This window comes from Streptomyces tendae, assembly GCF_008632955.1.
Lineage (GTDB): Bacteria > Actinomycetota > Actinomycetes > Streptomycetales > Streptomycetaceae > Streptomyces.
The window spans coordinates 6,195,356-6,219,713 of sequence record NZ_CP043959.1; the positions used below are offsets into that span (position 1 = coordinate 6,195,356).

Annotated in this window: 19 protein-coding genes; 5 read left to right on the forward strand and 14 right to left on the reverse strand. The window is 73.4% G+C overall.

The window, feature by feature from the left end:
• Positions 1 to 18: 18 nt before the first annotated feature.
• From F3L20_RS28370 to F3L20_RS28415, 9 genes are all read right to left on the reverse strand, one after another.
• Positions 19 to 633, reverse strand: coding sequence for a hypothetical protein (locus F3L20_RS28370; protein WP_145827010.1), 615 nt, complete (start codon positions 631 to 633; stop codon positions 19 to 21).
• A gap of 109 nt (positions 634 to 742) precedes the next feature.
• Complete coding sequence (gene ahcY, locus F3L20_RS28375; protein ID WP_145827009.1) at positions 743 to 2,200, reverse strand: adenosylhomocysteinase; 1,458 nt, start codon at positions 2,198 to 2,200, stop codon at positions 743 to 745.
• A gap of 299 nt (positions 2,201 to 2,499) precedes the next feature.
• Positions 2,500 to 3,480: a cation diffusion facilitator family transporter gene (locus F3L20_RS28385; protein ID WP_150156718.1), complete on the reverse strand. Its 981-nt coding sequence runs from the start codon at positions 3,478 to 3,480 to the stop codon at positions 2,500 to 2,502.
• Between the two features lie 142 nt (positions 3,481 to 3,622).
• Positions 3,623 to 4,774 carry a mannose-6-phosphate isomerase, class I gene (gene manA / locus F3L20_RS28390; RefSeq protein WP_150156719.1) on the reverse strand — a complete coding sequence of 384 codons (1,152 nt, stop codon included), beginning with the start codon at positions 4,772 to 4,774 and terminating at the stop codon, positions 3,623 to 3,625.
• An 85-nt stretch (positions 4,775 to 4,859) separates the two neighbouring features.
• Positions 4,860 to 5,990, reverse strand: a complete 1,131-nt coding sequence (locus F3L20_RS28395) for an SIS domain-containing protein (protein WP_150156720.1) — start codon at positions 5,988 to 5,990, stop codon at positions 4,860 to 4,862.
• Between the two features lie 66 nt (positions 5,991 to 6,056).
• Entirely contained in the window at positions 6,057 to 6,227 is a 171-nt protein-coding gene (locus F3L20_RS28400) for a Trm112 family protein (protein WP_078541071.1), read from the reverse strand.
• Between the two features lie 139 nt (positions 6,228 to 6,366).
• Positions 6,367 to 7,731, reverse strand: a complete 1,365-nt coding sequence (locus F3L20_RS28405) for a phosphomannomutase/phosphoglucomutase (RefSeq protein ID WP_150156721.1) — start codon at positions 7,729 to 7,731, stop codon at positions 6,367 to 6,369.
• Between the two features lie 130 nt (positions 7,732 to 7,861).
• Positions 7,862 to 9,478, reverse strand: coding sequence for an L-lactate permease (locus F3L20_RS28410; RefSeq protein ID WP_150156722.1), 1,617 nt, complete (start codon positions 9,476 to 9,478; stop codon positions 7,862 to 7,864).
• 153 nt (positions 9,479 to 9,631) lie between these two features.
• A complete protein-coding gene (locus F3L20_RS28415; protein WP_024886453.1) occupies positions 9,632 to 10,051 on the reverse strand; it encodes a DUF3499 domain-containing protein in 420 nt (139 codons plus the stop codon).
• Between the two features lie 352 nt (positions 10,052 to 10,403).
• Here F3L20_RS28415 and F3L20_RS28420 point away from each other — a divergent pair, with 352 nt between their 5' ends.
• Positions 10,404 to 10,787, forward strand: coding sequence for a metallopeptidase family protein (locus F3L20_RS28420; protein WP_145827002.1), 384 nt, complete (start codon positions 10,404 to 10,406; stop codon positions 10,785 to 10,787).
• 61 nt (positions 10,788 to 10,848) lie between these two features.
• On the opposite strand, the gene F3L20_RS28425 is transcribed toward F3L20_RS28420, so the two are convergent.
• From F3L20_RS28425 to F3L20_RS28435, 3 genes are all read right to left on the reverse strand, one after another.
• Entirely contained in the window at positions 10,849 to 12,465 is a 1,617-nt protein-coding gene (locus F3L20_RS28425) for a DUF5719 family protein (protein WP_150156723.1), read from the reverse strand.
• Positions 12,462 to 16,211, reverse strand: coding sequence for a glycosyltransferase family 2 protein (locus F3L20_RS28430; protein ID WP_150156724.1), 3,750 nt, complete (start codon positions 16,209 to 16,211; stop codon positions 12,462 to 12,464). Before F3L20_RS28430 ends, F3L20_RS28425 begins: the two co-directional genes overlap by 4 nt.
• Positions 16,212 to 16,424: 213 nt before the next feature.
• Positions 16,425 to 16,688, reverse strand: coding sequence for a WhiB family transcriptional regulator (locus F3L20_RS28435; RefSeq protein WP_003975777.1), 264 nt, complete (start codon positions 16,686 to 16,688; stop codon positions 16,425 to 16,427).
• 721 nt (positions 16,689 to 17,409) lie between these two features.
• Between F3L20_RS28435 and F3L20_RS28440 the strand changes: the two genes are divergently transcribed.
• Genes F3L20_RS28440 through F3L20_RS28455 form a run of 4 tightly spaced genes read left to right on the forward strand, consistent with a single transcriptional unit; the run spans position 17,410 to position 21,319 of the window.
• Positions 17,410 to 17,943 (forward strand): cysteine dioxygenase, encoded by a 534-nt coding sequence (locus F3L20_RS28440; protein ID WP_150156725.1) that lies wholly within the window; start codon positions 17,410 to 17,412, stop codon positions 17,941 to 17,943.
• Between the two features lie 41 nt (positions 17,944 to 17,984).
• Entirely contained in the window at positions 17,985 to 18,944 is a 960-nt protein-coding gene (gene cofD, locus F3L20_RS28445) for a 2-phospho-L-lactate transferase (protein ID WP_145826998.1), read from the forward strand.
• On the forward strand, positions 18,941 to 20,257 hold the full coding sequence (locus tag F3L20_RS28450; protein ID WP_150156726.1) for a coenzyme F420-0:L-glutamate ligase: 1,317 nt from the start codon (positions 18,941 to 18,943) through the stop codon (positions 20,255 to 20,257). The genes cofD and F3L20_RS28450 overlap by 4 nt, the downstream gene beginning before the upstream one ends.
• Before the next feature lie 60 nt (positions 20,258 to 20,317).
• Positions 20,318 to 21,319: a DNA-3-methyladenine glycosylase family protein gene (locus F3L20_RS28455; RefSeq protein WP_150156727.1), complete on the forward strand. Its 1,002-nt coding sequence runs from the start codon at positions 20,318 to 20,320 to the stop codon at positions 21,317 to 21,319.
• A gap of 327 nt (positions 21,320 to 21,646) precedes the next feature.
• Here F3L20_RS28455 and F3L20_RS28460 read toward each other — a convergent pair whose 3' ends face one another.
• Positions 21,647 to 22,729, reverse strand: a complete 1,083-nt coding sequence (locus F3L20_RS28460; protein ID WP_145826995.1) for a nucleotidyltransferase family protein — start codon at positions 22,727 to 22,729, stop codon at positions 21,647 to 21,649.
• Between the two features lie 97 nt (positions 22,730 to 22,826).
• Positions 22,827 to 24,353, reverse strand: a complete 1,527-nt coding sequence (locus F3L20_RS28465) for an N-acetylmuramoyl-L-alanine amidase (protein WP_150156728.1) — start codon at positions 24,351 to 24,353, stop codon at positions 22,827 to 22,829.
• Positions 24,354 to 24,358 lie beyond the last annotated feature (5 nt).

Sequence of the window (24,358 nt, forward strand, 5' to 3'; positions counted from 1 at the left end):
ACCGGCCGGCGGGTGCCGTCAGCCGAGGTCCGACGGGGGCGATTCGAGATCCTCCAGCTCGATGCCGGGGGCTGCCAGGACCACGTCGCCGGCCAGGTGCACGGTGTGCTGCTCGCCGGTGTCCAGGGCGGTGACCTGGTACGCGTCCACGGTCAGGGGGCCGCTGTCAGTGGCGTGTGTTTCTCTGTCGGTCAGCGCCCAGGACTGGTCCACGGTGCGGGGGGCGAGGACCGGGTCGGTGAAGGCGACGAGGCGTACGCGGGTGGCCGCGGCGGAGGGGGTGAGGCGCAGGAGACGGGCGGTGGCGACGAGGAAAGCGGGGGACGAGCCGGTGAAGGCGTGGGCGCGCACATTGCCTTCGGTGGCGTGGGTTCCGGTGGGGTCGGTACGGACCCAGGTGACACCGTCGAGGGCGGCGCCTCGGACCTGCCAGCTCGACGCGTGGAGTTCCAGGCGGAGCGGCCGGCCCAGGGTGTCGAGGGTCAGGTCGACCGAGCCCAGGTGGGCGCCGTCGGGGGCGGTGAGCTGGGAGACGTAGCGCCAGCCGGAGGTGCCGGGGGCGCACTGGAAGTGCTCTTCGGCGAGGGGGGTGTGATCGTGCGGATCGTGGAGCGAATAGCGGCCGCGGGGCATGGGGGTCCTGGGTCGTGAGGGGCTGGGCCGGTCGCCGGTCCGCCAACGGGGCAGGCCCCCGGCACGGGGGTGCGGGGGCCTGCCTCGGGGCTCGGTCGGGAGCGCCGGCTCAGTAGCGGTAGTGGTCGGGCTTGAACGGGCCCTCGACCTTCACACCGATGTAGTCGGCCTGCTCCGGGCGCAGCGTCGTCAGCTTGACGCCGAGGGCGTCCAGGTGGAGACGGGCGACCTTCTCGTCCAGGTGCTTGGGCAGCACGTAGACACCGGTCGGGTACTCGTCGGGCTTGGTGAACAGCTCGATCTGGGCCAGGGTCTGGTCCGCGAAGGAGTTGGACATCACGAACGACGGGTGGCCGGTGGCGTTGCCCAGGTTCAGCAGACGGCCCTCGGACAGCACGATGATCTTCTTGCCGTCGGGGAAGGTCCAGGTGTGGACCTGCGGCTTGATCTCGTCCTTGACGATGCCGGGGACCTTGGCGAGGCCGGCCATGTCGATCTCGTTGTCGAAGTGACCGATGTTGCCGACGATCGCCTGGTGCTTCATCTTGGCCATGTCCGAGGCCATGATGATGTCCTTGTTGCCGGTCGTGGTGATGAAGATGTCGGCCTTGTCGACGACCTCGTCCAGCGTCGTGACCTGGTAGCCGTCCATCGCCGCCTGCAGCGCGCAGATCGGGTCGATCTCGGTCACGATGACGCGGGCGCCCTGGCCGCGCAGCGACTCCGCGCAGCCCTTGCCGACGTCGCCGTAGCCGCACACGACCGCGGTCTTGCCGCCGATCAGCACGTCCGTGGCCCGGTTGATGCCGTCCACCAGCGAGTGCCGGCAGCCGTACTTGTTGTCGAACTTCGACTTCGTCACGGCGTCGTTGACGTTGATCGCCGGGAACAGCAGGGTGCCCTCGCGCTGCATCTCGTACAGGCGGTGCACACCCGTCGTGGTCTCCTCCGTCACGCCGCGGATCTCGGAGGAGAGCTGGGTCCACTTCTGCGGGTTCTCGCTCAGGGTGCGGTTGAGCAGTTCGAGGATGACCCGGTGCTCGTCCGACTCGGCGGTGTCGGGGGACGGGGCCTTGCCGTCCTTCTCGTACTCGACGCCCTTGTGAACCAGGAGGGTGGCGTCACCGCCGTCGTCGAGGATCATGTTCGGGCCGCCGGTGGGGCTGTCCGGCCAGGTCAGCGCCTGCTCGGTGCACCACCAGTACTCCTCCAGGGTCTCGCCCTTCCAGGCGAAGACCGGGACGCCCTGCGGGTTGTCGGGCGTGCCGTTCGGGCCGACGGCGATGGCGGCCGCGGCGTGGTCCTGGGTGGAGAAGATGTTGCAGGACGCCCAGCGGACCTCGGCGCCGAGGGCGACCAGGGTCTCGATGAGGACGGCGGTCTGCACGGTCATGTGCAGGGAGCCGGTGACGCGCGCCCCGGCGAGGGGCTGGGCGTCGGCGTACTCCTTGCGGATCGCCATCAGGCCGGGCATCTCGTGCTCGGCGAGGGTGATCTCCTTGCGGCCGAACTCGGCCAGGGAGAGGTCGGCGACCTTGAAGTCCTGTCGGTTGTCGACAGTCGTCATTGCGAGCTGCTCCTCGGGGTTGGGTCGAGGTGGGTACGGCTGGTCTGCGCGGCGGCGGACACAGGGGTGCCCGAGGAGGGCACAGGCATGCCCGCGTACGCGCAGCGCAGTCCGTCGGAGGCCCTCTCTCCCTCGGCCGGTCCGCGGTGGGACCGCCCGACCGCCATCAGCAGCGACGTCTGGCTCCGTCCCAAGCTACACCGACGTACCCGGCGGCCCCCAGTCCGGCCGCGTACACATCAGGCCGTTCTGGGGAGCGCGGGGCTCTCCCGGAACGGCCTGACGGTGGTGAGCGGTGGTCAGTGGCCGGCGTCCTGCTGGGTGGGGCCGCCGGGGGTGGCCTCGGGGTCGGGGCCCTTGGCGGCCTCGGCCTCGCTGTAGATGTCCGGCTCGAGGTAGATCACGCGGGCGATCGGCACGGCCTCGCGGATGCGGGACTCGGCGGCGTTGATCGCGGCGGCCACCTCGGTGGCGGTGTCGTCGTGCCGCACCGCGATCTTGGCGGCGACGAGCAGTTCCTCGGGGCCGAGGTGCAGGGTGCGCATGTGGATGATGCGGGTGACGGTGTCGCCGTCGACCACTGCGGCCTCGATCTTCCGGGTCTGCTCGGCGCCCGCGGACTCACCGAGCAGCAGGGACTTGGTCTCGGCGGCGAGCACCAGGGCGATCAGGATGAGCAGGATGCCGATGCAGAGGGTGCCGATGCCGTCCCAGACGCTGTCGCCGGTGGCGAGGGTCAGGCCGACACCGCCGAGGGCGAGGATCAGACCGACGAGCGCGCCGAGGTCCTCCAGCAGGACGACCGGCAGCTCGGGTGCCTTGGCATGGCGGACGAACTCCTTCCAGGAGCGGCCGCCGCGCAGGGAGTTGGACTCCCTGATGGCGGTGCGGAAGGAGAAGCCCTCGGCGATGATCGCGAAGACCAGGACACCGACCGGCCAGTACCAGTGCTCCAGCTCGTGCGGGTGCTTGATCTTCTCGTAACCCTCGTAGACGGCGAACATGCCACCGACCGAGAAGAGCACGATGGAGACCAGGAAGGCGTAGATGTAGCGCTCGCGGCCGTAGCCGAAGGGGTGTTCCGGGGTCGCGCGGCGCTGGGCCTTCTTGCCGCCGACCAGCAGCAGCGCCTGGTTGCCGGAGTCGGCGACCGAGTGCACCGACTCGGCGAGCATTGACGACGAACCGCTGAAGAGGAACGCCACGAACTTCGCTACCGCGATCGCGAGGTTGGCGGCGAGTGCCGCCACGATCGCCTTGGTGCCGCCTGACGCGCTCATGTGTCCGCGTTGTCCCTTCGTATGCCGTGGGCGTCCTGACGGGCGTGCGGGCACGCCGCCGGGACGTTGTCCGTGCTGTGACGGTGGGCCATTGTTGCAGCCCTGTCCGGCGACGGTGCGTCAGGTCGTCGTCACCTGCCGGTCAGACGACGACCGTGGCCCGGAAGACCGTTCCGGTACCCGAGACCTCGGCCTTCTCACCCGCGGGGACGAAGACGGAGTGGCCCGGCGTCAGGTCGTGTTCTCCGGCGCGTACGGAACCGGCGGTGCAGAGCAGGATCTGCGGGGTGGCGAGGGTGAGGTCGTGGGTGGTGCCGCCCTCGGGCAGGACGTAGCGGGAGAGCCGGAACTCGTCGGTGGGGGTCTCGTAGACCTCCTCGTCGTCCGGGCCGGCCTCCGGGCGCAGTACGGCGGGATCGGTGGCCTCGAAGCGGACGATGCGCAGCAGTTCGGGGACGTCGACGTGCTTGGGGGTGAGGCCGCAGCGCAGGACGTTGTCGGAGTTGGCCATGATCTCGACGCCGAGGCCGTCGAGGTAGGCGTGCGGGACGCCGGCGCCCAGGAACATCGCCTCACCGGGCTGCAGCCGGACGTGGTTGAGGAGCATCGCGGCGATGACGCCGGGGTCGCCCGGGTAGTGGTGGGCGATGCCGGCGTAGGGCGCGTAGGGGCCGCCGAGGCGGTCGCAGGCGGCGGCCGCCTCCGCGACGGTGCGGGCCATCTCCTCGCGGTCGGCGGTGAGGACGGCGGTGAGCACCTCGCGCAGCGCCGCCTCCTCGGGGCGGGCGTGCAGCAGGTCGACGTACGGCTTGAGGGAGTCCACGCCGAGGCCGTCGAGGAGTTCGGCGGCGTGCAGCGGGTCTCGGAAGCCGCACAGGCCGTCGAACTCGGTGAGGGCGCAAACCAGTTCGGGCTTGTGGTTGGCGTCCTTGTAGTTGCGGTGCGGGGCGGTGACGGGGACGCCTCTACGCTCCTCGTCCTCGTAACCGGCGCGCGCCTGGGCCAGGTCGGGGTGGACCTGGAGGGACAGCGGGGAGCCCGCGGCGAGGAGCTTGAGCAGGAACGGCAGGCGGGGGCCGAACTTGGCGACCGCGGCCGGGCCGAGCTCCCGCTCCGGGGCGGCGTCGATGACCTCGGCGAGGGTGCCCCGGCCGGTGCGCGAGGGGGCGCCGGGGTGGGCGCCCATCCACATCTCCGCCTGCGGTTCGCCGGTCGGTTCGCTGCCGAGCAGCCGCGGGATGGCGGTGGGGGAACCCCAGGCGTAGGGGCGGACGGTGTTGTCGAGGCGGTCCATGGGGCTCTCTGCGTTCCTTCTGCCGGTTCTCGTGCGGGCGCGCGGGGCCGGGCGCCCACGCGGGGAGGTCAGCAAGCCTCGGGCATCAGCGGGGTGCCGAGGCGAGCGCGAGGTAGACGGCGGCGAAATCCGTGACGGCGATCAGTTCCGCGAGGGTCTCCAGTTCGCCGCCCTCCTCCGGTTCCAGCTCGCTGATCGGCGTGTCGTGGGTGAGGGCCAGTTCGCGGGCGGCGGGGGCGGCGGTGAGGCCGCCGAGGGGCCGGTCACGGAGCAGCACCACACGCGCGTGCAGGGCGGGTGCCTCCTCCACGCGGTCGCGGAAGAAGTCGTCCGGGTCGGCGCTGGCGGCGAGCGGGCCGGCGAGCAGGGCGCTGTGCGCGGCGAGGGCCTCGGGCAGTTCGGCGACCACGGCGGGCGTGCCGGACAGTTCGGCGAGCGCGGCGGCGAAACGCCGGCCGGCCGGGCCGGCGGAGACGCCCTCGGTCCACACGACCGGCAGGGAGTCGGCGAGTTCGGCGGCCAGGGTCTTGGCCGCGTTGCTGTACGTGGCGACGGCCGGGCCGCAGCGCTCGGCGACGGAGTCGAGGCGGTCGGCGACCTTCTCCAGGGCCTCCGGCGGCGCGCTGAGCAGTCCGGTGCGGTCCAGCAGGGCGAGCAGCGGTGTGAGCAGCGCCCACAGCACTCCGGGTGCGGAGGCGGCGAGGGGTTCGTCGTGGTCGTAGGGCGCGGTCGCCATGGGGACGAACAGACCGCGGCTGCCGCCTGCCTCCTCGGCGAGCGGGGTACCGGAGGGGGCGACGGCGACGACGGTGAGGCCCCGGCGGTACGCCTGCTCGCAGAGCAGGGACAGGCCCGGTTCGGTGCCGTCCGGGGTGGCGATCAGGAGCAGGTCCACCGACCCGGCCCAGCCCGGCAGTTCCCAGCGCAGGGCGCCCGCGGCGGGCGCGACCCCGGTGGGCGCGAGGCGGGTGACCGGGCTGCCGGCGCCGGCCAGGGTGCCGAGCAGGTCGGCGGTCTGCGTGGCGGCGGCTCCGGGACCGGCGATCAGCACGGCGCGGGGGCGGCCGTCGGGCTTCAGGTCTCCCACGCCCGCCTCGGCGGCGTGGCGTGCCGCGGTGCGGACGCGGGCGCCGGCCTCGGCGGCGCCGCGGAGCAGTGCGCGGTGGTCGGCCTCGGCGAGGCCTTCCGGTGAGTCGAGCAGCGATTCGTCGAGCATGGGCGACAGGCTCCGATCGGCGGGGCGTCGGCGGTACGCGGGATGCTCCGGGGCGTTGGCCTCCGGTTATGCCGGGCGGCGGGCCTCGTCGACGAGGAGCACGGGGATGCCGTCGCGGACGGGGTAGGCCAGACCGCAGTCCTGGCCGGTGCAGACCAGCTCGGTGTCCTGCTCCTCGAGGGGGGAGTGGCAGGCCGGGCAGGCCAGGATCTCCAGGAGGCCGGCTTCGAGAGGCATGAGGGTCCCTTCGCTGGTGGATGTGCTGGTCAGGGTACCGCTGGTGGGGGGCCGCGCGGCGGGTCCGGGGCGGACCGCCCCGGCCGTCCCCCGAGCGTTCCCCGGTCCCCGCCGCCGCTGCCGCGGGCGGTCCCGGGGACTACGCCCTGATGAGAGCGAGGGCCTCGTCCCGGACGCGGGTCATCGTGGCCTCGTCGCGGGCCTCGGCGTTCAGCCGCAGCAGCGGTTCGGTGTTGCTGGGGCGGACGTTGAACCACCAGTCGGCGGCGGTGACGGTGAGGCCGTCCAGTTCGTCGAGGGTGATGCCCTCGCGGCCCTCGTAGGCGGCCCTGATCGCGGCGATCCGGGCGGCCTGGTCGTCGACGGTGGAGTTGATCTCGCCGGAGCCGGCGTAGCGGTCGTACCGGTCGACCAGTGCGGACAGCGTGCCCTGCTGCTCGCCGAGCGCGGCGAGGACGTGCAGGGCGGCGAGCATGCCCGTGTCGGCGTTCCAGAAGGCGCGGAAGTAGTAGTGGGCGGAGTGCTCGCCGCCGAAGATCGCGCCGGTCCTGGCCATCTCGGCCTTGATGAAGGAGTGGCCCACCCGCGTGCGCTCGGGGGTGCCGCCGTTCTCCCGGACGACCTCGGGGACGGACCAGGAGGTGATCAGGTTGTGGATGACGGTGCCCTTGCCGCCGTTGCGCGCCAGTTCGCGGGAGGCGACCAGGGCGGTGACGGCGGAGGGGGAGACCGGTTCGCCGCGCTCGTCGACGACGAAGCAGCGGTCGGCGTCGCCGTCGAAGGCCAGGCCGAGGTCGGCGCCCTCCTCGCGGACCCGCTTCCGCAGGTCGACGAGGTTGGCCGGGTCGAGGGGGTTGGCCTCGTGGTTGGGGAAGGTGCCGTCGAGCTCGAAGTACATCGGGACGAGGGTCAGCGGCAGTCCGGCGAACACGGTGGGGACGGTGTGCCCTCCCATGCCGTTGCCCGCGTCGACGACGACCTTCAGGGGGCGGATGCCGGTGAGGTCGACGAGCGAGCGCAGGTGGGCCGCGTAGTCGTCGAGGGTGTCGCGCCGGGTGACCTTCCCGGTGCCGGCGGCCGGTGCCGGGGCACCCGAGACGCTCCACTGCTCGACGAGGGCCCGGATGTCCGCGAGGCCGGTGTCCTGGCCGACGGGGGCGGCGCCCGCGCGGCACAGCTTGATGCCGTTGTACCGCGCCGGGTTGTGCGAGGCGGTGAACATCGCGCCGGGCAGGTCCAGGGCGCCCGAGGCGTAGTAGAGCTGGTCGGTGGAGCACAGGCCGATCTCGGTCACGTCCGCGCCCTGGGCCGCCGCTCCCCGGGCGAAGGCGGCCGACAGCCCGGGGGACGAGGGCCGCATGTCGTGGCCGGTGACGACGGCGGTCGCGGCGGTCACCCGGACGAACGCGGCTCCGAAGAGCTCGGCGAGCGACTCGTCCCACTGGTCGGGGACGACCCCGCGCACGTCGTACGCCTTCACGATCTGCGAGAGATCAGCAGCCACGGCCAGCCCTTCCGGAGGTCCTGTCGGTCACCACAAACTACCCGCAGGGCCCGACGCTCCCGCGCGGGCCCGGCGGACCTGTGGACAACCGGTCCGCCGGTGCCTGTGGACAAGCCGTCCGCCGGTCCGGTCAGGGCAGCATCCAGCCGAGCACCGCCGTGCTCTGGCCCACCACGATCAGGCACATCACGAGCAGCAGGCCGAGGCTCCAGGGCAGCACCTTGCGCAGCAGGTCACCCTCGCGGCCCGCCAGCCCGACGGCCGCGCAGGCGATGGTGAGGTTCTGCGGCGAGATCATCTTGCCGAGCACGCCGCCGGAGCTGTTGGCGGCGGCGAGCAGGTCGGGCGACAGGCCGGACTGCTGGGCGGCGGTGACCTGGAGGGCGCCGAAGAGGGCGTTGGAGGAGGTGTCCGAGCCGGACACGGCGACGCCGAACCAGCCCAGCACCGGGGAGAGGAAGGCGAGTCCCGCCCCGGCCGCCGCGACGAAGTGGCCGATGGTCGCGGCCTGGCCGGAGAGGTTCATGACGTAGGCGAGGGCGAGGACGCTGGTCACCGTGAGGAGGGCGAACCGCAGTTCGCGCACGGTCGCCAGCCACTCCCTGACCGCCACGCGTGCGTGCACCTTGAGGACCGCCGCGGTGGTCAGTCCGGCGAACAGCACGAGCGTCCCGCCGGTGGAGACGAGCGGCAGGCTGAACATGTTGCCGCCGACGGGCCCGCCGTCCGGGCCGGCGACGTCCAGGAAGGGCCAGTCGTAGGTCTGCGTGGCGCCGGCCAGCCAGTCCTTCACCGCCGGGATCTGCGCCACGGCGAAGATCGCGACGATCAGCGCGTAGGGGGCGTACGCCCGCAGCACCTCCCCGCGCGAATCCTCCGCGTCCAGTTCCTCGCTGCGCGTGCCGGTCAGCACCGAGGCCCGTACGGACTCGGCGGCGGGGACGCGGGCGCGGGGGACGGCCATCAGGGCGCCCGCCCCGGCCAGCGCGGCGCCGATGTCGGCGAGCTGGGCGGAGACGTAGTTGGACGCGGCGAACTGCGCCACGGCGAACGCCACACCGCAGACCAGGGCCGGCACCCAGGTCTCGCGCAGTCCGCGCCGGCCGTCGACCAGCCAGACCAGCACCAGCGGCACCACGAGGGCCAGCAGCGGGGTCTGACGGCCCACCACGGACGCCACGGAGTCCAGCGGCAACCCGGTGACCTGGGCGAGCGTGACCACCGGCGTGCCCATCGCGCCGAACGCCACCGGCGCGGTGTTGGCGACCAGCGCGACCACGGCGGCGCGTACGGGGTCGAAGCCGAGGGCGACCAGCATCACCGCGGAGATCGCGACGGGGGCGCCGAATCCGGCCAGGGCCTCCAGCAGGGCGCCGAAGCAGAACGCGATGACGAGGGCCTGGATGCGGGGGTCGTCCGAGAGGCGGCCGAAGGAGCGGCGCAGGATGTCGAAGTGGCGGGTGCGGACGGTCATCCGGTAGATCCACAGGGCGTTGACGACGATCCACATGATGGGGAAGAGCCCGAAGACGGCACCCTGGACGCCGCTGGAGAGCGTCTGGTCCAGCGGCATGCCGTACGCCAGCCAGGCCACGGCGACGGCCACCGCCAGACCGGTCAGGCCCGCGAGGTGGGCTTTCAGGCGGACCCCGCCGAGCAGCACCAGCACGGTCACCAGGGGCAGGGCCGCCACGAGCGCGGAGAGGCCGAGCGATCCTGCGACGGGTTCCAGTTCCTGGACGTACACGTGCGCCTCCCGGATTCCGCCATGCGAAAGCGATTTCTCGCGGGGTCACCGGAATGGTCGTGTCCGCGACAAGGAGACGTCAATGGGTGTGCGGTGAAGGGATGTGACGGTGGGGGCCGGCGGACGGTGACGCGGCGCGCGGGGCGCGTGGGGTCAGTTGTCCGGGGAGCGGAGGACCCGCAGGTGACCGCGGCGCGCGACCTCCATCGGGTCCGCGCCACGCGCGCCGCCGGCCCCGGCCGCCCGCTCCTGGGGGCGGGCCGCCTCGCGCACGGCGTTGGCAAGCGCTTCCAGGTCGTCCCCGCTGGGCTGCGCCGGGGCGGACCCGTCGAGCAGGCGGACGACCTCCCAGCCACGCGGCGCGGTGAGGCGCTCGGAGTGCTCGGCGCACAGGTCGTAGCAGTGGGGTTCGGCGTAGGTGGCGAGCGGGCCGAGGACCGCGGTCGAGTCGGCGTAGACGTACGTCAGCGTCGCGACGGCGGGACGGCCGCAGGCGGTGCGCGAACAGCGACGTACAGGGCTCACGACGTTGGACGGTACCGCACTCTTGAGCGGGCCGCGACGACTCTCCACCAGGTCACTCCCCCGTGTCGAGGTGTGAAACGCCCCACATACCCCTTTGGGCACACGTCTGTGACCTGCCCGGACGGCGGGGCGCGGATGCGCGGCCGGTTCTGATTCCGGTCACCAGTTGGCACAAACACCGTCAAATACCTTGAGGTCATCGGTCCCGGAGAGATACGGAATCGAGCCCAAGCTTGGCTGGAATGGTCATGTTGTGACATGGCGTGCGCGTCGGCCGGAAGGCGCGCGGGCGTCGGGCGGGGCGGCGAGACGGCGACTACCCTTCGCTGTGATGGACAGCCCCGTGACCCCTCGCCCAGCAGGCCCCGGGCCCCGACGCCGTGATCGACATGGCCGGGGCATGCGCGGCCCGATCGCGCCTCCCCAGGTTCCGCTGGCCGCCAGCCGGGCGGAGACGTTCGCGGATCTGGTGCAGGACTCGGTGGAGCGGCTGGAGCGGCGCTGGCCGCAGCTCGCCGACATCGATTTCCTGGTGCTGGACGTGCCCCGGCTGGACGGCGCGGCGGGCGCGGGCTGGAGCGACGAGACGGTCCCGCTGGGCGGGACGGTGACCGCGCGCGAGGGACGCCCGGCGCGCGTGGTGATCTACCGGCGGCCGGTCGAGATCCGCTCCAAGGGCCGTGACGAGCGGGCGGCGCTCGTCCACGAGGTCGTGGTCGAGCAGGTCGCCGACCTGCTGGGACTCACCCCGGAGACGGTCGACCCCCGGTACGGGGAGGACTGAGGGCGTCCCCACCGCCCCGGGGGACGCCCGGCCGCACGGCTACCGCTGCAAAGTCGTACGGCTACCGCTGCAAGACCGACAGGTCCTCGCTCGCGTCCGGCACCGCCACCATCCCCCGGTCGTCGGGGAGCGGCTGCACCGTGAAGAACGGGACACCGCCCTCCGTCGAGGACAGCGTGCGTGAGGCGTAGACGGTGGTGCCCGCCTGCGGCTCGACGGTCAGCGCGTACGTGCCCTTCACGCCTGCCGGCACGGGCGCCTCGATGTCCTGCGTGGTGCCCGACTTGATGGTGTACGTCTTGGTGGCGGGCGTACCGCCCTTGGTGCCCGCCGACGCCGTCACCTTGATCTGGGCGGTGCCCTCGGGCGAGGTCACCGAGAGCGTCGTCCCCTTGGCGGTGTTGTCCAGCGCCGTCGCGCGCGTCTCGACCGGCCGGGCCGCCGGGATGAACGCCGTCTCCTGCTTGCCCTCCTTGCCGCGCAGCACCCGCACGGCCGCCACCACCGGAACCGAGCGGTCCGACGCCGTCAGCACCAGGGAGCCCGCCTCGCCACGGGTGAGGTCGCCCAGGTCGAACCCGGCCGTCATGCCGCCCTTGACGTGCAGCGTCTCGTTGCCGGCCGGGGTGATCAGTCCGGACGGGGAGGCCAGACGCACCTTCAGGTCCACGTCGGAGTCACCGGGGGTGAAGGCGACCAGGCGCACGCCGGTGGCGTCCTTGGGGATGCCGGGCATGACCAGGCTGCCCGACGGGTCGGCCGACGCGGGCAGCCAGTCGCCGCCCAGTTCGTCGTCCAGGGCCTGCACGGCGGCGCCGACCCTGCCGCTGCGGACCACCACGTGCACGGTCACGTCGGTCTGCTTCTCGTCGGTGAGCGTGGACAGCAGGACCGGCTCGGCGGAGCGCGGCTTCACCGTGATGCCCTCCCCCACCGTCGTCTTGAGCGCGCCGTTCTTGCCGTAGAGCTCGATGTCCACGACGGCGGCGGAGTCGTCCGGGTTGGTCAGGTGGACGTAGTCGGTGCGGCTGTCGTCGGTGCTCGCGCCGGGGAACCAGAACTGCGTGTCGGCGGCCGTGCAGGCGACGCCCTGCAGCCCCCGGCCGGTCCCCGCGGTCACCTCGGTGGTCTGCTGCGTGGTCCAGCCGGACGCGAAGCGGCCGTCGGCGGTGCCGATGAGGGCGGGGGCCTCGGCACCGGAGGCGTCGGCGGTCACCGGCGTGCCGGGCTCCCGCAGCTGAAGCACGGGCTTGTCGGCCTTGTCCGGCTCGCCGCCCTTCGCGCTCCCCTTGCCGTCCTCGGCGTCCTTGTCGCCCTTCTCGCCGTCCTTCTCGCTCTGCTCGCCGTCGCCGGCCTGTTCGCCGTCCTTCTCGTCCTTCTCGCCCTTGCCGGTCGCGGCGTCGTCCGGGGCCGACTGCTCGGCGGCCGACCGCAGCGCGGCCGTGCCCTCGCCCTCCGCGCCCCGCGTGACCGGGGTGAACGACGTGTACGTCGTCTCGGCCAGGTCGGAGATGCTGGGCCGCGGGCACAGCAGGCCGGTGCGCTCCACGGGGAGGGTGGCCGCCGCCCCGGTCCGCTCGGTGGCGGACCCAACGTCCGGGGCGGAGACCGCGGCGAAGCCGGTGACGGCGGCGAGCGCCGTCGCGCCCGCGATCAGGGACAGGGTGGTGCGGTTCACTGCTGGCTCCCGTCGGGACGCTCGTTGCCCGTGCCGTGCGGGTCGTACGGAGTGTCGTAGCCCTGCGTGTAGTTCGGGTCGTAGCCCTGCGGATACGTCTGGTCGTAACCCTGCTGCGGGGTGCCGTAGGCGTACGGGTCGTACGTCCCGCCCTGCTGCGGGTAGCCGTCCGCCTGGTACTGGCCGCCGTAGGCGTCGGTGCCGGCCGGGTACTGCTGGTACGGGGCGGCCGCGTAGGCGTTCTCGTCGTACTCGGCGTTCCGGTACCGCGCCTGGTCCCAGTCGGCGTAGTCGCCCTGGTGCGGGACGGGCGCCGGGGGCTGCTCCGGCGGGGCCGGGTGGTGCTCGGGCGGGGCGGGCACGCCGCCGTCCGCCTCCGTGCCGTCGGTGTACTCCGCGCCGTCGGGGAACCGCTCGTCGTCGGTGTACTCGACGCCGTCGGTACCGTCCGCCGCCGCGGCCTCCGCCTCGGCCTGTGCGCGCAGCCGGCGGGCCCGGCGGCCCTCTCCGGCCACGGCCTCGGCCGGGACGGGTGCCTCCTCCGGCAGGTCGTCGTCGATGTCGCGGCGCCGGCCGGGCAGGGCCATGACGACGAGGACGACGGCGAGCAATCCCTGCGCCCACAGCCAGGCGGTGTGGGTGAACGGGTCCTCGTAGGTGACGTCCAGCTTGCCGCCGGAGGCGGGAAGTTCGAAGCCCTGGGCCCAGCCGTCGACGGTGGTGCGGGTGAGCGGCTTGCCGTCGAGGGTGGCGGTCCAGCCCTCCGCGGCGGTGTCCGCCAGGCGCAGGACGCGGCCCTCCTCGCCGTCCGGGATCTCGGTGTGGATCTCGACCGGTCCCGCGGCCACCGGCTCGGGGGCGGTACCGCTGCCCTCGGCGGGCACGACGGTCGCGCGGGCGACCTGCCGGTCGACCCGCCACAGCGCGCCGCCCGCCTGCTGGCTGAGCCGGCTCAGACCCGGGGTGGCGTCCAGCACCCGGGTGACCTCGCGCGGGGCCCCCTGGTGCACCAGGACGTAGCGGACGGCGAAGCCGCCGAGTTCGTCGGCCTGGTCCGCGCCGGAGCCGGCGACGAGGTTGGCGACGACACCGTCGAGCAGCTTGTTCTCGCCGTCCTGGGCGGTGATCTCCGCGTCGCCCATGCGGGCGCCGGAGCCGCGCACCAGGACGTAGCCGACGTGGTCGGCGGAGTCGGTGTCGAGGACCAGGGTGCGGGCCTGGTCGCGGGTGGCGCTCTCCTCGGCGACGAACGCGGGCACCTGCACCGGGTCGCGCCGCTCGACGGGCCCGTCGGCGCCGCGGACCATCCAGCCGGCGGCGAGCACCAGCGGGCCGACGGCGCAGGCCAGCGCGATCAGGGCGGCGACCGGCTGGCGCCAGCCGAAGCTCTGCTCCGCGACCCGCGCGCGTGCCCCGTCGGCGCCCAGCGTGCCGGCGGCCAGCAGCGCGATGCCGTAGACGAGGGTGGCGGGGCCGGCCCAGGCGGAGTTGTTGGACAGGACCGCCAAGACGAGGCCCACCAGGGCTGCCGTCCAGGCGGTGAGGATGGGCGTACGGCGCTCGGCGCGCAGCAGGGCGGCGAGCGCGGCGAGGACCAGGCCGATCAGCAGCAGCCCGCCGCTGGTGCCCGGCCCGCCGGGGGCGGCGCCGAGCAGGTCGACCCCGGAGGCGGCCGACGGCCCGTACGGCAGTCCGGCCTCCCTGAAGAAGCCGAACGGGAGCAGGGACAGCGACCAGGGGGCGAGCACCAGCAGGGGGCTGCCGAACTGTGCCAGGAAGCGCGGGCCGTACGCCTTGAGGTCGGCCCTGCGCAGGACCAGCACGCCGATGCCGAGGACCAGCGCGATCGGCCACACGATCGGGGTGAACGCGGTGGTGACGGTGAGCAGCAGCGCGTACGCCCAGGTGGCGCGCCAGCTACCACGGCCGTCGGGGGCGGTGAGGCCGCTCGCGGCGATGCCGGCGCGGGCGAGCAGGGGCAGCAGGACGGCGAGCACGGCGGTGCCGATGCGGCCGGAGGCCAGGGCGCCGGTCGCGGCGGGCAGGAAGGCGTAGGCGACGGCCGCCCACGCGCGCAGCAGCCGGGACTCGACGAGCGGGCGGGAGGCGAAGTACGCGGTGAAGCCGGCCAGCGGCACCGAGCCGACCAGCAGGACGGTGACGGCGAGGCCGGTGGAGCCGAGCAGCAGGGACGCAAGCGCCGCGAGGATCGCCAGGTAGGGCGGTGCGGTACCGGTGCCGCCCGCCCCCACGGCGTGCCAGGCGTCGGTGTAGCGGGCCCACAGGTCGCCGGAGTCGGCGGGCGCGGGCAGCAGGGCACCGCCGGCCAGCGCGCCGCCGCCGAGGAGCTGACGGCAGGCCACCAGGGACACCAGCAGCAGGAGCAGGAAGAGCACCGGGCCGGGCCGGCGGGCGATCCGCTTGAGGCGGGCGAACTGCTCCACCTCGAGGAAGTCGGCGTCGTCGCCGCCGGGTCCGGACTCCATCCCGCTGCCGTGCCGCCCCGCGCCGGAGACGGCCTCGGGGTCGGAGCGGCCGACGAGGTTGCTCGCCACCTGTTCCACGGTGACGCGGACGGTCGCGCCGGGCGGCGGGAACAGCGGCCGCAGTTCGTCCTTGTCGACCTGGGGGCTGCCGCGGTCACGGCGTCCGGCGAGGACGCGCTCGGGGCGCAGCAGAACACCCATGAGGCCGCGGATCTCGTCGACGGCCTGCCCGGGCACCTTGCCGACCAGGTAGGCGAGGGTGCGCAGCAGGGTGCCGAGGACGATCCGCAGCAGCACCCAGGGCAGGGCGGCGGTACGGGTGTTGACCAGCAGGGTGTGGACGGCGCCGGCCTTGTCCACCTTGTGCGGAGAGGCGGCGGTGCGGCCCACGCAGTCGACGGTGCGGCGCTCGCGGGACGCGGCCTCGGCGTGCCGGACGACCGCCTCGGGCGCGACCAGCACCCGGTAGCCGGCCGCGTTGACGCGCCAGCACAGGTCGACGTCGTCACGCATGAGGGGCAGGTGCCGGTCGAACCCGCCGAGCTGTTCGAAGACGTCGCGGCGGACGAGCATGCCGGCCGTGGACACGCTCAGCACCGGCCGTACGTGGTCGTGCTGGCCCTGGTCCTGCTCGCGGCGGTCCAGGCCGGTCCAGCGGCGGCCGGAGTTGGCGATGGAGACGCCGACCTCGAGCAACTGCCTGCGGTCGTACCAGCCGCGGAGTTTGGGGCCGACGACGGCCACGTCCTCGCGGCCGAGCTCGTACTCGTTCTCCACGACGCGCAGCAGTTCGGACAGCGCGCCCGGCTCGGGGGCGCTGTCGTCGTGCAGCAGCCAGAGCCACTGGACCGGTTCGCCGTGCGGCAGGTCCGGCAGGTCGTAGGCGTCGTCGCGCCAGCTGCGGGTGACCGGGTCCCAGCCGCTCGGCCGCTTCAGATAGGGCAGGTCGTCCGGAGTGAGGTGGGGGGCGCCGCGGTGGCACTCCTCGACGGCCTGGCCGAAGCCGGTGCGCCGGGCGAGGTGCAGCACGCGGTCGTCGCCCAGGGCCTCACTGACCAGCCGGGCGGAGTCGTCCGCGCTGCCGGTGTCGGCGGCCATGGCGAACTGGACGGGGCGCTCCTGGCCTAGCAGCCCGGCGAGCGCGTCCGGCAGCCAGCGGGCGCCGTCGTGGGAGACGAGGACCGCGGTCACCACGTGACGCGGGAACTCTGGTGCGGCAGCGAGGTCTTGACGGGCTGCCGGGTGGCTGTGCACGGACATCGAGGTACGGGCCCCGGTTCGAATGGACTGTGGGGACACCCGTGCCCGGTGGGGGCGGCGGGGCGTCTCGGACGAGCGCCCACACTATCGGCTGGACAACAAGGGGGCCCGTCGCCTGTGGACAACCCACCGGCGACGGGCCTTAAGTGACGTTTGCACTAAGAAGCGTGTGTATGTACGGAGTGACGGGGGGCGGCGGTGACACGTCGCCCGTCAGACTGCGGCCTTCTTGAGGCGTCGGCGCTCACGCTCGGACAGTCCGCCCCAGATGCCGAAGCGTTCGTCGTTGGCGAGGGCGTACTCGAGGCACTCGGAACGGACCTCGCAGGCGAGGCAGACCTTCTTGGCCTCCCGGGTGGAGCCGCCCTTCTCGGGGAAGAAGGACTCGGGGTCGGTCTGGGCGCACAGTGCGCGCTCCTGCCAGCCGAGTTCCTCGTCCGCGTCGTCGACCAGCAGTTGCTGCACCAGCTCGGTCATGTGCGCCCCTCGTCAGTCTTTTCGCGTCCCCGTGATGTAGCCGTTACCGATTCCGGCTGAACGACACGAGTGAAATTACAAGTGTGCTGCTCCGGGCGAGTCAAGCCGAGATCTGCTATTGAGCCCCTTATTCACTCTGCGGAACCAAGGCCGAGCGGAAAGTGTTCAAATCACCCTAAACCTTGACGCAACTGTGGGACCCACGAGGACGTCCAGCCCTACGCAGAGCCTCATAGGGGAGGACGCCCTGGAGATCGATCTCGTTCCGACACCCGCGTCGAAGCGAACCGCATCACAGTCGGATCACGGGATCGCAACGGCGCACAGGGTGCCCGGCCGTGCGCACCTTGTGTCCCGGGTAGCGACTGAGCAAACCTTTCACCTCTCAGATGCACCGGATGAGGTGAACCCGATCCCACATACCGGGCGTCGAGTTGACAGAGGTGGAGTGAACGGCTGTCCTTGTGGGCATGCTCGCGAATCCGGCACTCACCTCGACCCGCTCCGCCGGGTTCCTCGGTGCTGCCCGCACTCGCTGTAGCTGTCGCCGCACCGGCTGTTGAGCCCACCGCTCCCGCCCCGCCGCATCACATCGCCACGACGCGGCCGCTGTCTCCACCCGCTCCCACCGGGGCACCCTGCCGCCGCCCGCGATCCGGGCCCGACGCGGCGTGACACCCCCACCGCCCTCTCCTTATCTGCGCCGAGGACCCCGCATCCCATGAACAGCGACAGCGACCTCCAGATCGCCGGTGACATCCTCGAAGTCCCGCACCTGCTCCAGCCGCCGCGTGAACACCCGGCCACCGTGGCCGAGTTCGCCGGACTGGCCCGCGCCGTCGCCGCCGACCGCGCCCAGTGGGAGCACCTCGTGCGGTACGACGCCACCACCCGCTGGTACCACCGGCTGCGTACCGGCCCCGGTTACGAGGTGTGGTTGCTGTCCTGGGTGCCCGGCCAGGGCAGCGGTCCGCACGACCACGGCCGCTCCTCCGGTGTGTTCACCGTCCTGGACGGCACCCTGACCGAGCACACCGACCGCGGCACGCGCGTGCTGACCGCCGGGACCTTCCAGGTGTGCGCCCCTGGCTACGCCCACGACGTCGTCAACGACGCCCTCGAACCCGCGGTCAGCCTGCACATCTACTACCCGGGCCTGACCGAGATGCCGATGCACCCCGCCTCCCGGCTCCGTCCGGCCACGGCCTCCCCCGCCGCCCCGCACTGCGAGGCGCGTCCGGCGCCGGTCCGGTGACTGGCTGACGCGATGTCGTAGCGGCCTGCGAGGATGGCCCCATGCGCATTGTGGTTCTGGCAGGCGGCATCGGCGGTGCCCGTTTCCTGCGTGGTCTGAAGCGGGCCGTGCCGGACGCGGACATCACGGTCATCGGCAACACCGGGGACGACATCCACCTCTTCGGGCTGAAGGTCTGCCCGGACCTCGACACGGTGATGTACACGCTCGGCGGCGGTATCAACGAGGAGCAGGGCTGGGGGCGGAGCGACGAGACCTTCCACCTCAAGGAGGAACTCGCGGCGTACGGCGTGGGCCCGGAGTGGTTCGGGCTGGGCGACCGCGACTTCGCCACGCACATCGTGCGCACGCAGATGCTCGGCGCCGGCTTCCCGCTCAGCGCGGTGACCGAGGCGCTGTGCGACCGGTGGCAGCCCGGCGTGCGCCTCATCCCGATGACCGACGACCGTGTGGAGACGCACGTGGCGGTCGAGCTCGACGGCGAGCGCAAGGCGGTCCACTTCCAGGAGTACTGGGTGCGGCTGCGCGCCTCGGTGCCCGCGGAGGCGGTCGTGCCGGTCGGCGCGGAGCAGTCCAAGCCCGCCCCGGGCGTCCTGGAGGCGATCGCCGAGGCCGACGTCGTCCTCTTCCCGCCGTCCAACCCCGTGGTGTCGGTCGGCACCATCCTCGCCGTGCCCGGCATCCGCGAGGCCATCGCCGACGCGGGCGTGCCGGTCGTCGGCCTGTCGCCGATCGTCGGGGACGCGCCCGTGCGCGGCATGGCCGACAAGGTGCTCGCCGCCGTCGGCGTGGAGTCCACGGCCGCCGCCGTCGCCGAGCACTACGGCTCCGGGCTGCTGGACGGCTGGCTGGTCGACACCGTCGACGTGGCCTGGGTGGAGCGGGTCGAGGCGGCGGGCATCCGCTGCCGGGCCGTACCGCTGATGATGACCGACGTGGACGCCGCCGCCGGGATGGCCCGGGAGGCGCTGGCCCTGGCCGAGGAGGTCCGGACGGCATGAGCGAGGCGAATCCGACCCCCGGCGGCTACCGGGTCTGGGCGGTGCCCGGCCTGCCCGAGGTCCGGCCCGGCGACGACCTGGCCAAGCTGATCGCGGCCGCCGCACCCGACCTCGCGGACGGCGACGTCGTGCTGGTCACCTCGAAGATCGTCTCCAAGGCCGAGGGCCGGATCGTCGAGGCCACCGACCGGGAGGCCGCGATCGACGCGGAGACGGTGCGCGTGGTGGCCCGCCGAGGCCCTCTGCGGATCGTGGAGAACCGGCAGGGCCTGGTCATGGCCGCGGCCGGGGTCGACGCCTCCAACACACCTCCCGGCACGGTCCTCCTGCTGCCCGAGGACCCGGACGCCTCCGCGCGCACGATCCGCGGGGGCCTGCGCGACGCGCTCGGCGTCGAGGTCGGCGTGCTGGTCACCGACACCTCCGGCCGCCCCTGGCGCGCCGGACTGACCGACGTGGCGATCGGCGCCGCGGGCGTCCGCGTCCTGGACGACCTGCGCGGCGGGACCGACGCGCACGGCAACCCGCTCGCCGCCACGGTCGTCGCCACCGCCGACGAGCTCGCCGCGGCGGGCGACCTGGTCAAGGGCAAGACGGCCGGCCTCCCGGTGGCCGTGGTCCGCGGCCTGCCGCACACGGTGGCCTCCGACGACAGCGAGGGCGCTCGCGCGCTGGTCCGCGGCGCGCGCGACGACATGTTCCGCCTGGGCACCTCCGAGGCGGTCCGCCAGGCGGTCACCCAGCGCCGTACGGTGCGGGCCTTCACGGACGAGCCGGTCGACCCCGCGGCGGTACGCCGTGCCGTGGCCGCCGCCGTCACCGCCCCCGCGCCGCACCACACCACGCCATGGCGCTTCGTCCTCCTCGAGTCTCCCGGGTCCCGCACCCGGCTGCTCGACGCCATGCGTGACGCGTGGATCGCCGACCTGCGCCGCGACGGCAAGACGGAGGAGTCCGTCGCCAAGCGGATCCGCCGCGGTGACGTCCTGCGCAACGCGCCGTACCTGGTCGTGCCCTGCCTGGTCATGGACGGTTCGCACCACTACGGCGACGCCCGCCGGGACGGCGCGGAGCGGGAGATGTTCGTCGTCGCCACGGGCGCGGGCGTGCAGAACTTCCTGGTGGCCCTCGCGGGCGAGCGGCTGGGGTCGGCCTGGGTGTCGTCGACGATGTTCTGCCGTGACGTGGTCCGGGAGGTCCTGGACCTGCCCGCCGGCTGGGACCCGATGGGCGCGGTGGCGGTGGGCCACCCGGCCGAGGATCCCCGCCCGCGGCCCGAGCGGGACGCGGGACGCTTCATCGAGGTGCGGTGAGCCCGGCGCGCGGGCGCCTACCCTCGTAGGTGCCCTTCGCTCTCACCCCAGGGATGACTCGTGGCCGGACACTTCGCTCCCCGCCCGACGCGGACCACCGTGCGCGGCGGCCATGTCGTCGTGCCCGCGCGGGTCCCGCGCCAGGCACCGGCCTCCCCGCGGGTGCGGACCTGGGTGCCTGACGGCCCCCTCGACCTGGGCCTGGTGCTCGGACCGCTGCGGCGCGGCACCGGCGACCCGACGTTCCGGACGACCCCGGACGGAGCGGCGTGGCGGACCAGCCTGACGCCGGTGGGCCCGGGGACTCTCCGGGTGACGCAGCGGGGCGAGGGCATCCGGGGCGAGGCGTGGGGGCCCGGCGCGGACTGGCTCCTGGAGCAGCTGCCGGAGCTGCTCGGGGCCGCCGACGACCCGGCCGCCTTCGTCCCCCGGCACAGACTGCTGGCGCACACCCGGCACCGGCGTCCGGGACTGCGGCTGCTGCGCACCGGGCTGGTGCTGGAGTCGCTGATCCCGTCGATCCTGGAGCAGAAGGTCACCACCGGGGACGCGTACCGGGCGTGGCGGCTGCTGGTGCGTAAGTTCGGCGTGCCGGCGCCTGGGCCCGCCCCTGAGCGGATGGCGGTGATGCCGGCGCCGCGCACCTGGGCGCTGATCCCCTCCTGGGAGTGGCACCGCGCCGGGGTCGACGACAAGCGGGCGTCCACGGTGCTGCGCGCGGTGCGGGTCGCCGCGCGGCTGGAGGAGGCGGCGCGGATGCCCGCGGAGGAGGCGCGGGCGCGGCTGGAACTGGTGTCGGGGATCGGGCCGTGGACGTCGGCGGAGACGGTGCAGCGCAGTCATGGGGCGGCGGACTCGGTGACGACGGGGGACCTGCATCTGCCGGGGATCGTGGGATGGGCTCTGGCGGGGGACCGGGATGCGGACGACTCCATGATGTTGTCCTTGCTGGAGCCTTATGCGGGGCAGCGGCATCGGGCCGCGCGGTTGATCCTGCTGAGCGGGAGGACGCCTCCGCGGCGGGCGCCCCGTATGCCGCACGGTGACATCGCCCGCTTCTGACCGAGGGGGTGTGGAGCCCCGTACGGAAGGGGGCGTACGTCCGCTGTGTGCGCACCGTGGGCTGCGGCACCCGACGTGTGCTGCGCACCCGTTCCCTCCCTCTCACCCGGCGTGATCGTGGGCCGGGGGGCGTTCGCGCGGCCCGGCGCAAACGGGGTGCCGCCGGCGCCCACCCGTGCCGCCCCAGGCGGCACGACTGCCCGCGGTGGGCGGCGGTGCAGCCGCGTACGACGGGAGGGGACGGGATGGGGGTGGGCGCCCGCAGCGGCCGGCGCGTCCACACCCTGCACCACCCACCCACCGTGGGCGCCGCGCCAGCCCCCGGGGCTACTGGTCGGAGGAGAAGCGGACCGCCCCCGCGGGGATCCTCGCGTCGCACCACACCCGCACGCCCTCCCGCAGCTCGTTGCGCGCACCGATCACCGCGCCGTCGCCTATCACCGTCCCGGTGAGCACCGACCGCTCCCCCACCCGCGCCCGCGTCCCGATCAGCGAGTCCGTGACGACGGCGCCCGGCTCGATCACCGCACCGGGCAGGATCGTGGAGCCGTACACCCGCGCGCCCTCCGCCACGAACGCCCCCTCGCCCACCACTGTCCCGCCCGCGAGCTTCGCGTCCGGCGCGACCGTCGCCGTCGGCAGCACCAGCCGGTCACCGCACCGTCCGGGCACCGCCGGCGACGGCGCCCGCCCGAGCACCAGGTCCGCCGACCCCCGCACGAACGCCGCCGGGGTGCCCAGGTCCAGCCAGTACGTGGAGTCGACCATCCCCTGCAGATGCGCCCCCGCCGCCAGCAGGCCCGGGAACGTCTCCCGCTCCACCGACACCACCCGCCCCGCCGGGATCGTGTCGATGACCGACCGCCGGAACACGTACGCCCCCGCGTTGATCTGGTCGGTGACGATCTCCTCCGGCGTCTGCGGCTTCTCCAGGAAGGCCAGCACCCTCCCGGTCCCGTCGGTCGGCACCAGCCCGTACGCGCGCGGGTCGGTCACCTGCGTCAGGTGCAGCGAGACATCGGCCCCCGACGTCTCGTGCGTCCGCACCAGCGCCCGGATGTCCAGCCCCGTGAGGATGTCCCCGTTGAACACCAGCACCGGCTCGTCCGGCCCCGAGTGCAGCCGCGAGGCGACGTTGCGGATGGCGCCGCCCGTCCCGAGCGGCTCCTCCTCCGTGACGTACTCGATGTGCAGCCCCAGCGCCGACCCGTCGCCGAAGTGCGGCTCGAAGACCTCGGCCAGGTAGGACGTGGCGAGCACGATGTGCTCCACGCCCGCCGCGCGGGCCCGCGCGAGCTGGTGCGTGAGGAACGGCACCCCGGCGGCCGGGACCATGGGCTTGGGCGTGTGCACCGTGAGCGGGCGCAGCCGCGTGCCCTTGCCGCCGACCAGGAGGATCGCTTCTGTCACCTGTCGTCTCTGCTTCCTGCCGGGACCGGCCGAACTGTCTTTCGGCCGGCCAGTGTATGCAGACCGTCCCCGGCAGGAGAGGAGCGGCCGGCCCGCCTCAGCGGCCCTGGTACCCGGCCGCCTTGGAGCGCACGCTGCTCAGCTTTTTGTACAGCTTCCCCCCGGGGCAGGAGGTGTTGAACCCGTCCCGGTGACCGGAGATCACCTTCATCTTCACCTTCTTGCCCTTCGCGTACAGGTTTCCACCGCCGGACGTCAGGGTGGTCTTGGCCTTCGGATTCATGCCGTACAGCCCGAGCTTCCAGGCGGTGAGCCGGGCGACGGCCTTCACCGCCTTGGACGACGGCTTCTTGGAGCCGTAGGAGCCGATGACGGCGATGCCGGTGGTCTTGGAGTTGAAGCCGAGGGTGTGGGCGCCCTTGACGGCCTTCGCCACGCCTCCGGCCCGGCCCTCGTAGATCCGGCCGCACTTGTCGACGAGGAAGTTGTAGCCGATGTCCCGCCAGCCCAGGCTCTTGGTGTGGTAGCGGTAGAAGCCGCGGATCAGGGACGGCGCCTGCGAGCAGGAGTAGCCGTTGCCGGACGCGGTGTGGTGCACGAAGGCCGCCTTGACCTTGGTCGTGTACGAGAAGTTCTTCTCGCGCAGGCTCTCGTCGGCTCCCCAGCCGCGCCGGGTGACGATGGAGGGGCGGGGCCCGATGTGCGCGTCGGCCTGCTGCTGCACGGTCAGTTCGGAGCCGCGCAGGGTGACGAGCTCCTGCCGGGTCTCCTCGGCGGTCAGCATCGGGATCTCGGTGGCGCCGAGCGGCGCGATGTCGGAGTTGGCGGCGGAGGCGGCCTTCGCCGCGGCGGTCATGACGCCGGTACGGGGGGCCTCCGCGCCGCTGCCGGAAGAAACGGCCTCGGCCGGCTCCGCGTCCCCCGGGTCGACGAGGTCGAGCCGCATCCCCGCGGGCAGCGCGGGAACCCCGCCGCCACCGGCCACGGCCTCATCCGCCTCGACCGCGCCTGACCCCACGTCACCTGAACCCATGTCGACCGGGTCCACGTCGACCGGGTCCACGTCACCCGCCTCCGCGTCCGGCTCCGGTGCACCACCCGCCGGCTCACCGGCATCCGTCTCACCGGCCTCCGGCCGCACCCGCACCTCGACGCCGTTCGACTCGCCCACCCACAGCGGTGCCGTGGCGCCCCGTACCCGTCCGGAGGCGGCCTCGGCGGAGTCCGGGTCCGCCCCGTGCTCGGTGTAGTGGGTCTCGACGTCCTGCCAGTCGGACCACTCCCCGGTGGACACCGCACGGGTGCGGACCTGCACCCGGCCGTGCAGGGCGGCGGAGGGGTCGTCCCAGACGACACCGAGGAGGGAGAAGTTCCGTACGGCCCGCGGCGCCAGGCCGAGCACGGCGCCGGAGGCGCGGTCGTGGGTGAGGGGCCCCAGGGGCAGCGACTGGGTGCTGCCGGGGGCCTCGGGGACGCCGGGAGTACCGGAGTTCACCGCCGCCCGCGTGGCCGCGTCCGTTGTCGGCGCCGGTCTCTCGGCCGACGCGACGGCAGGCGGGGTGAGCGGGAGGGCGAGGGCCGCGGCGCAGGTGACGCCGATTGAGGAAGCAAGAATTCCACGCATGCCCC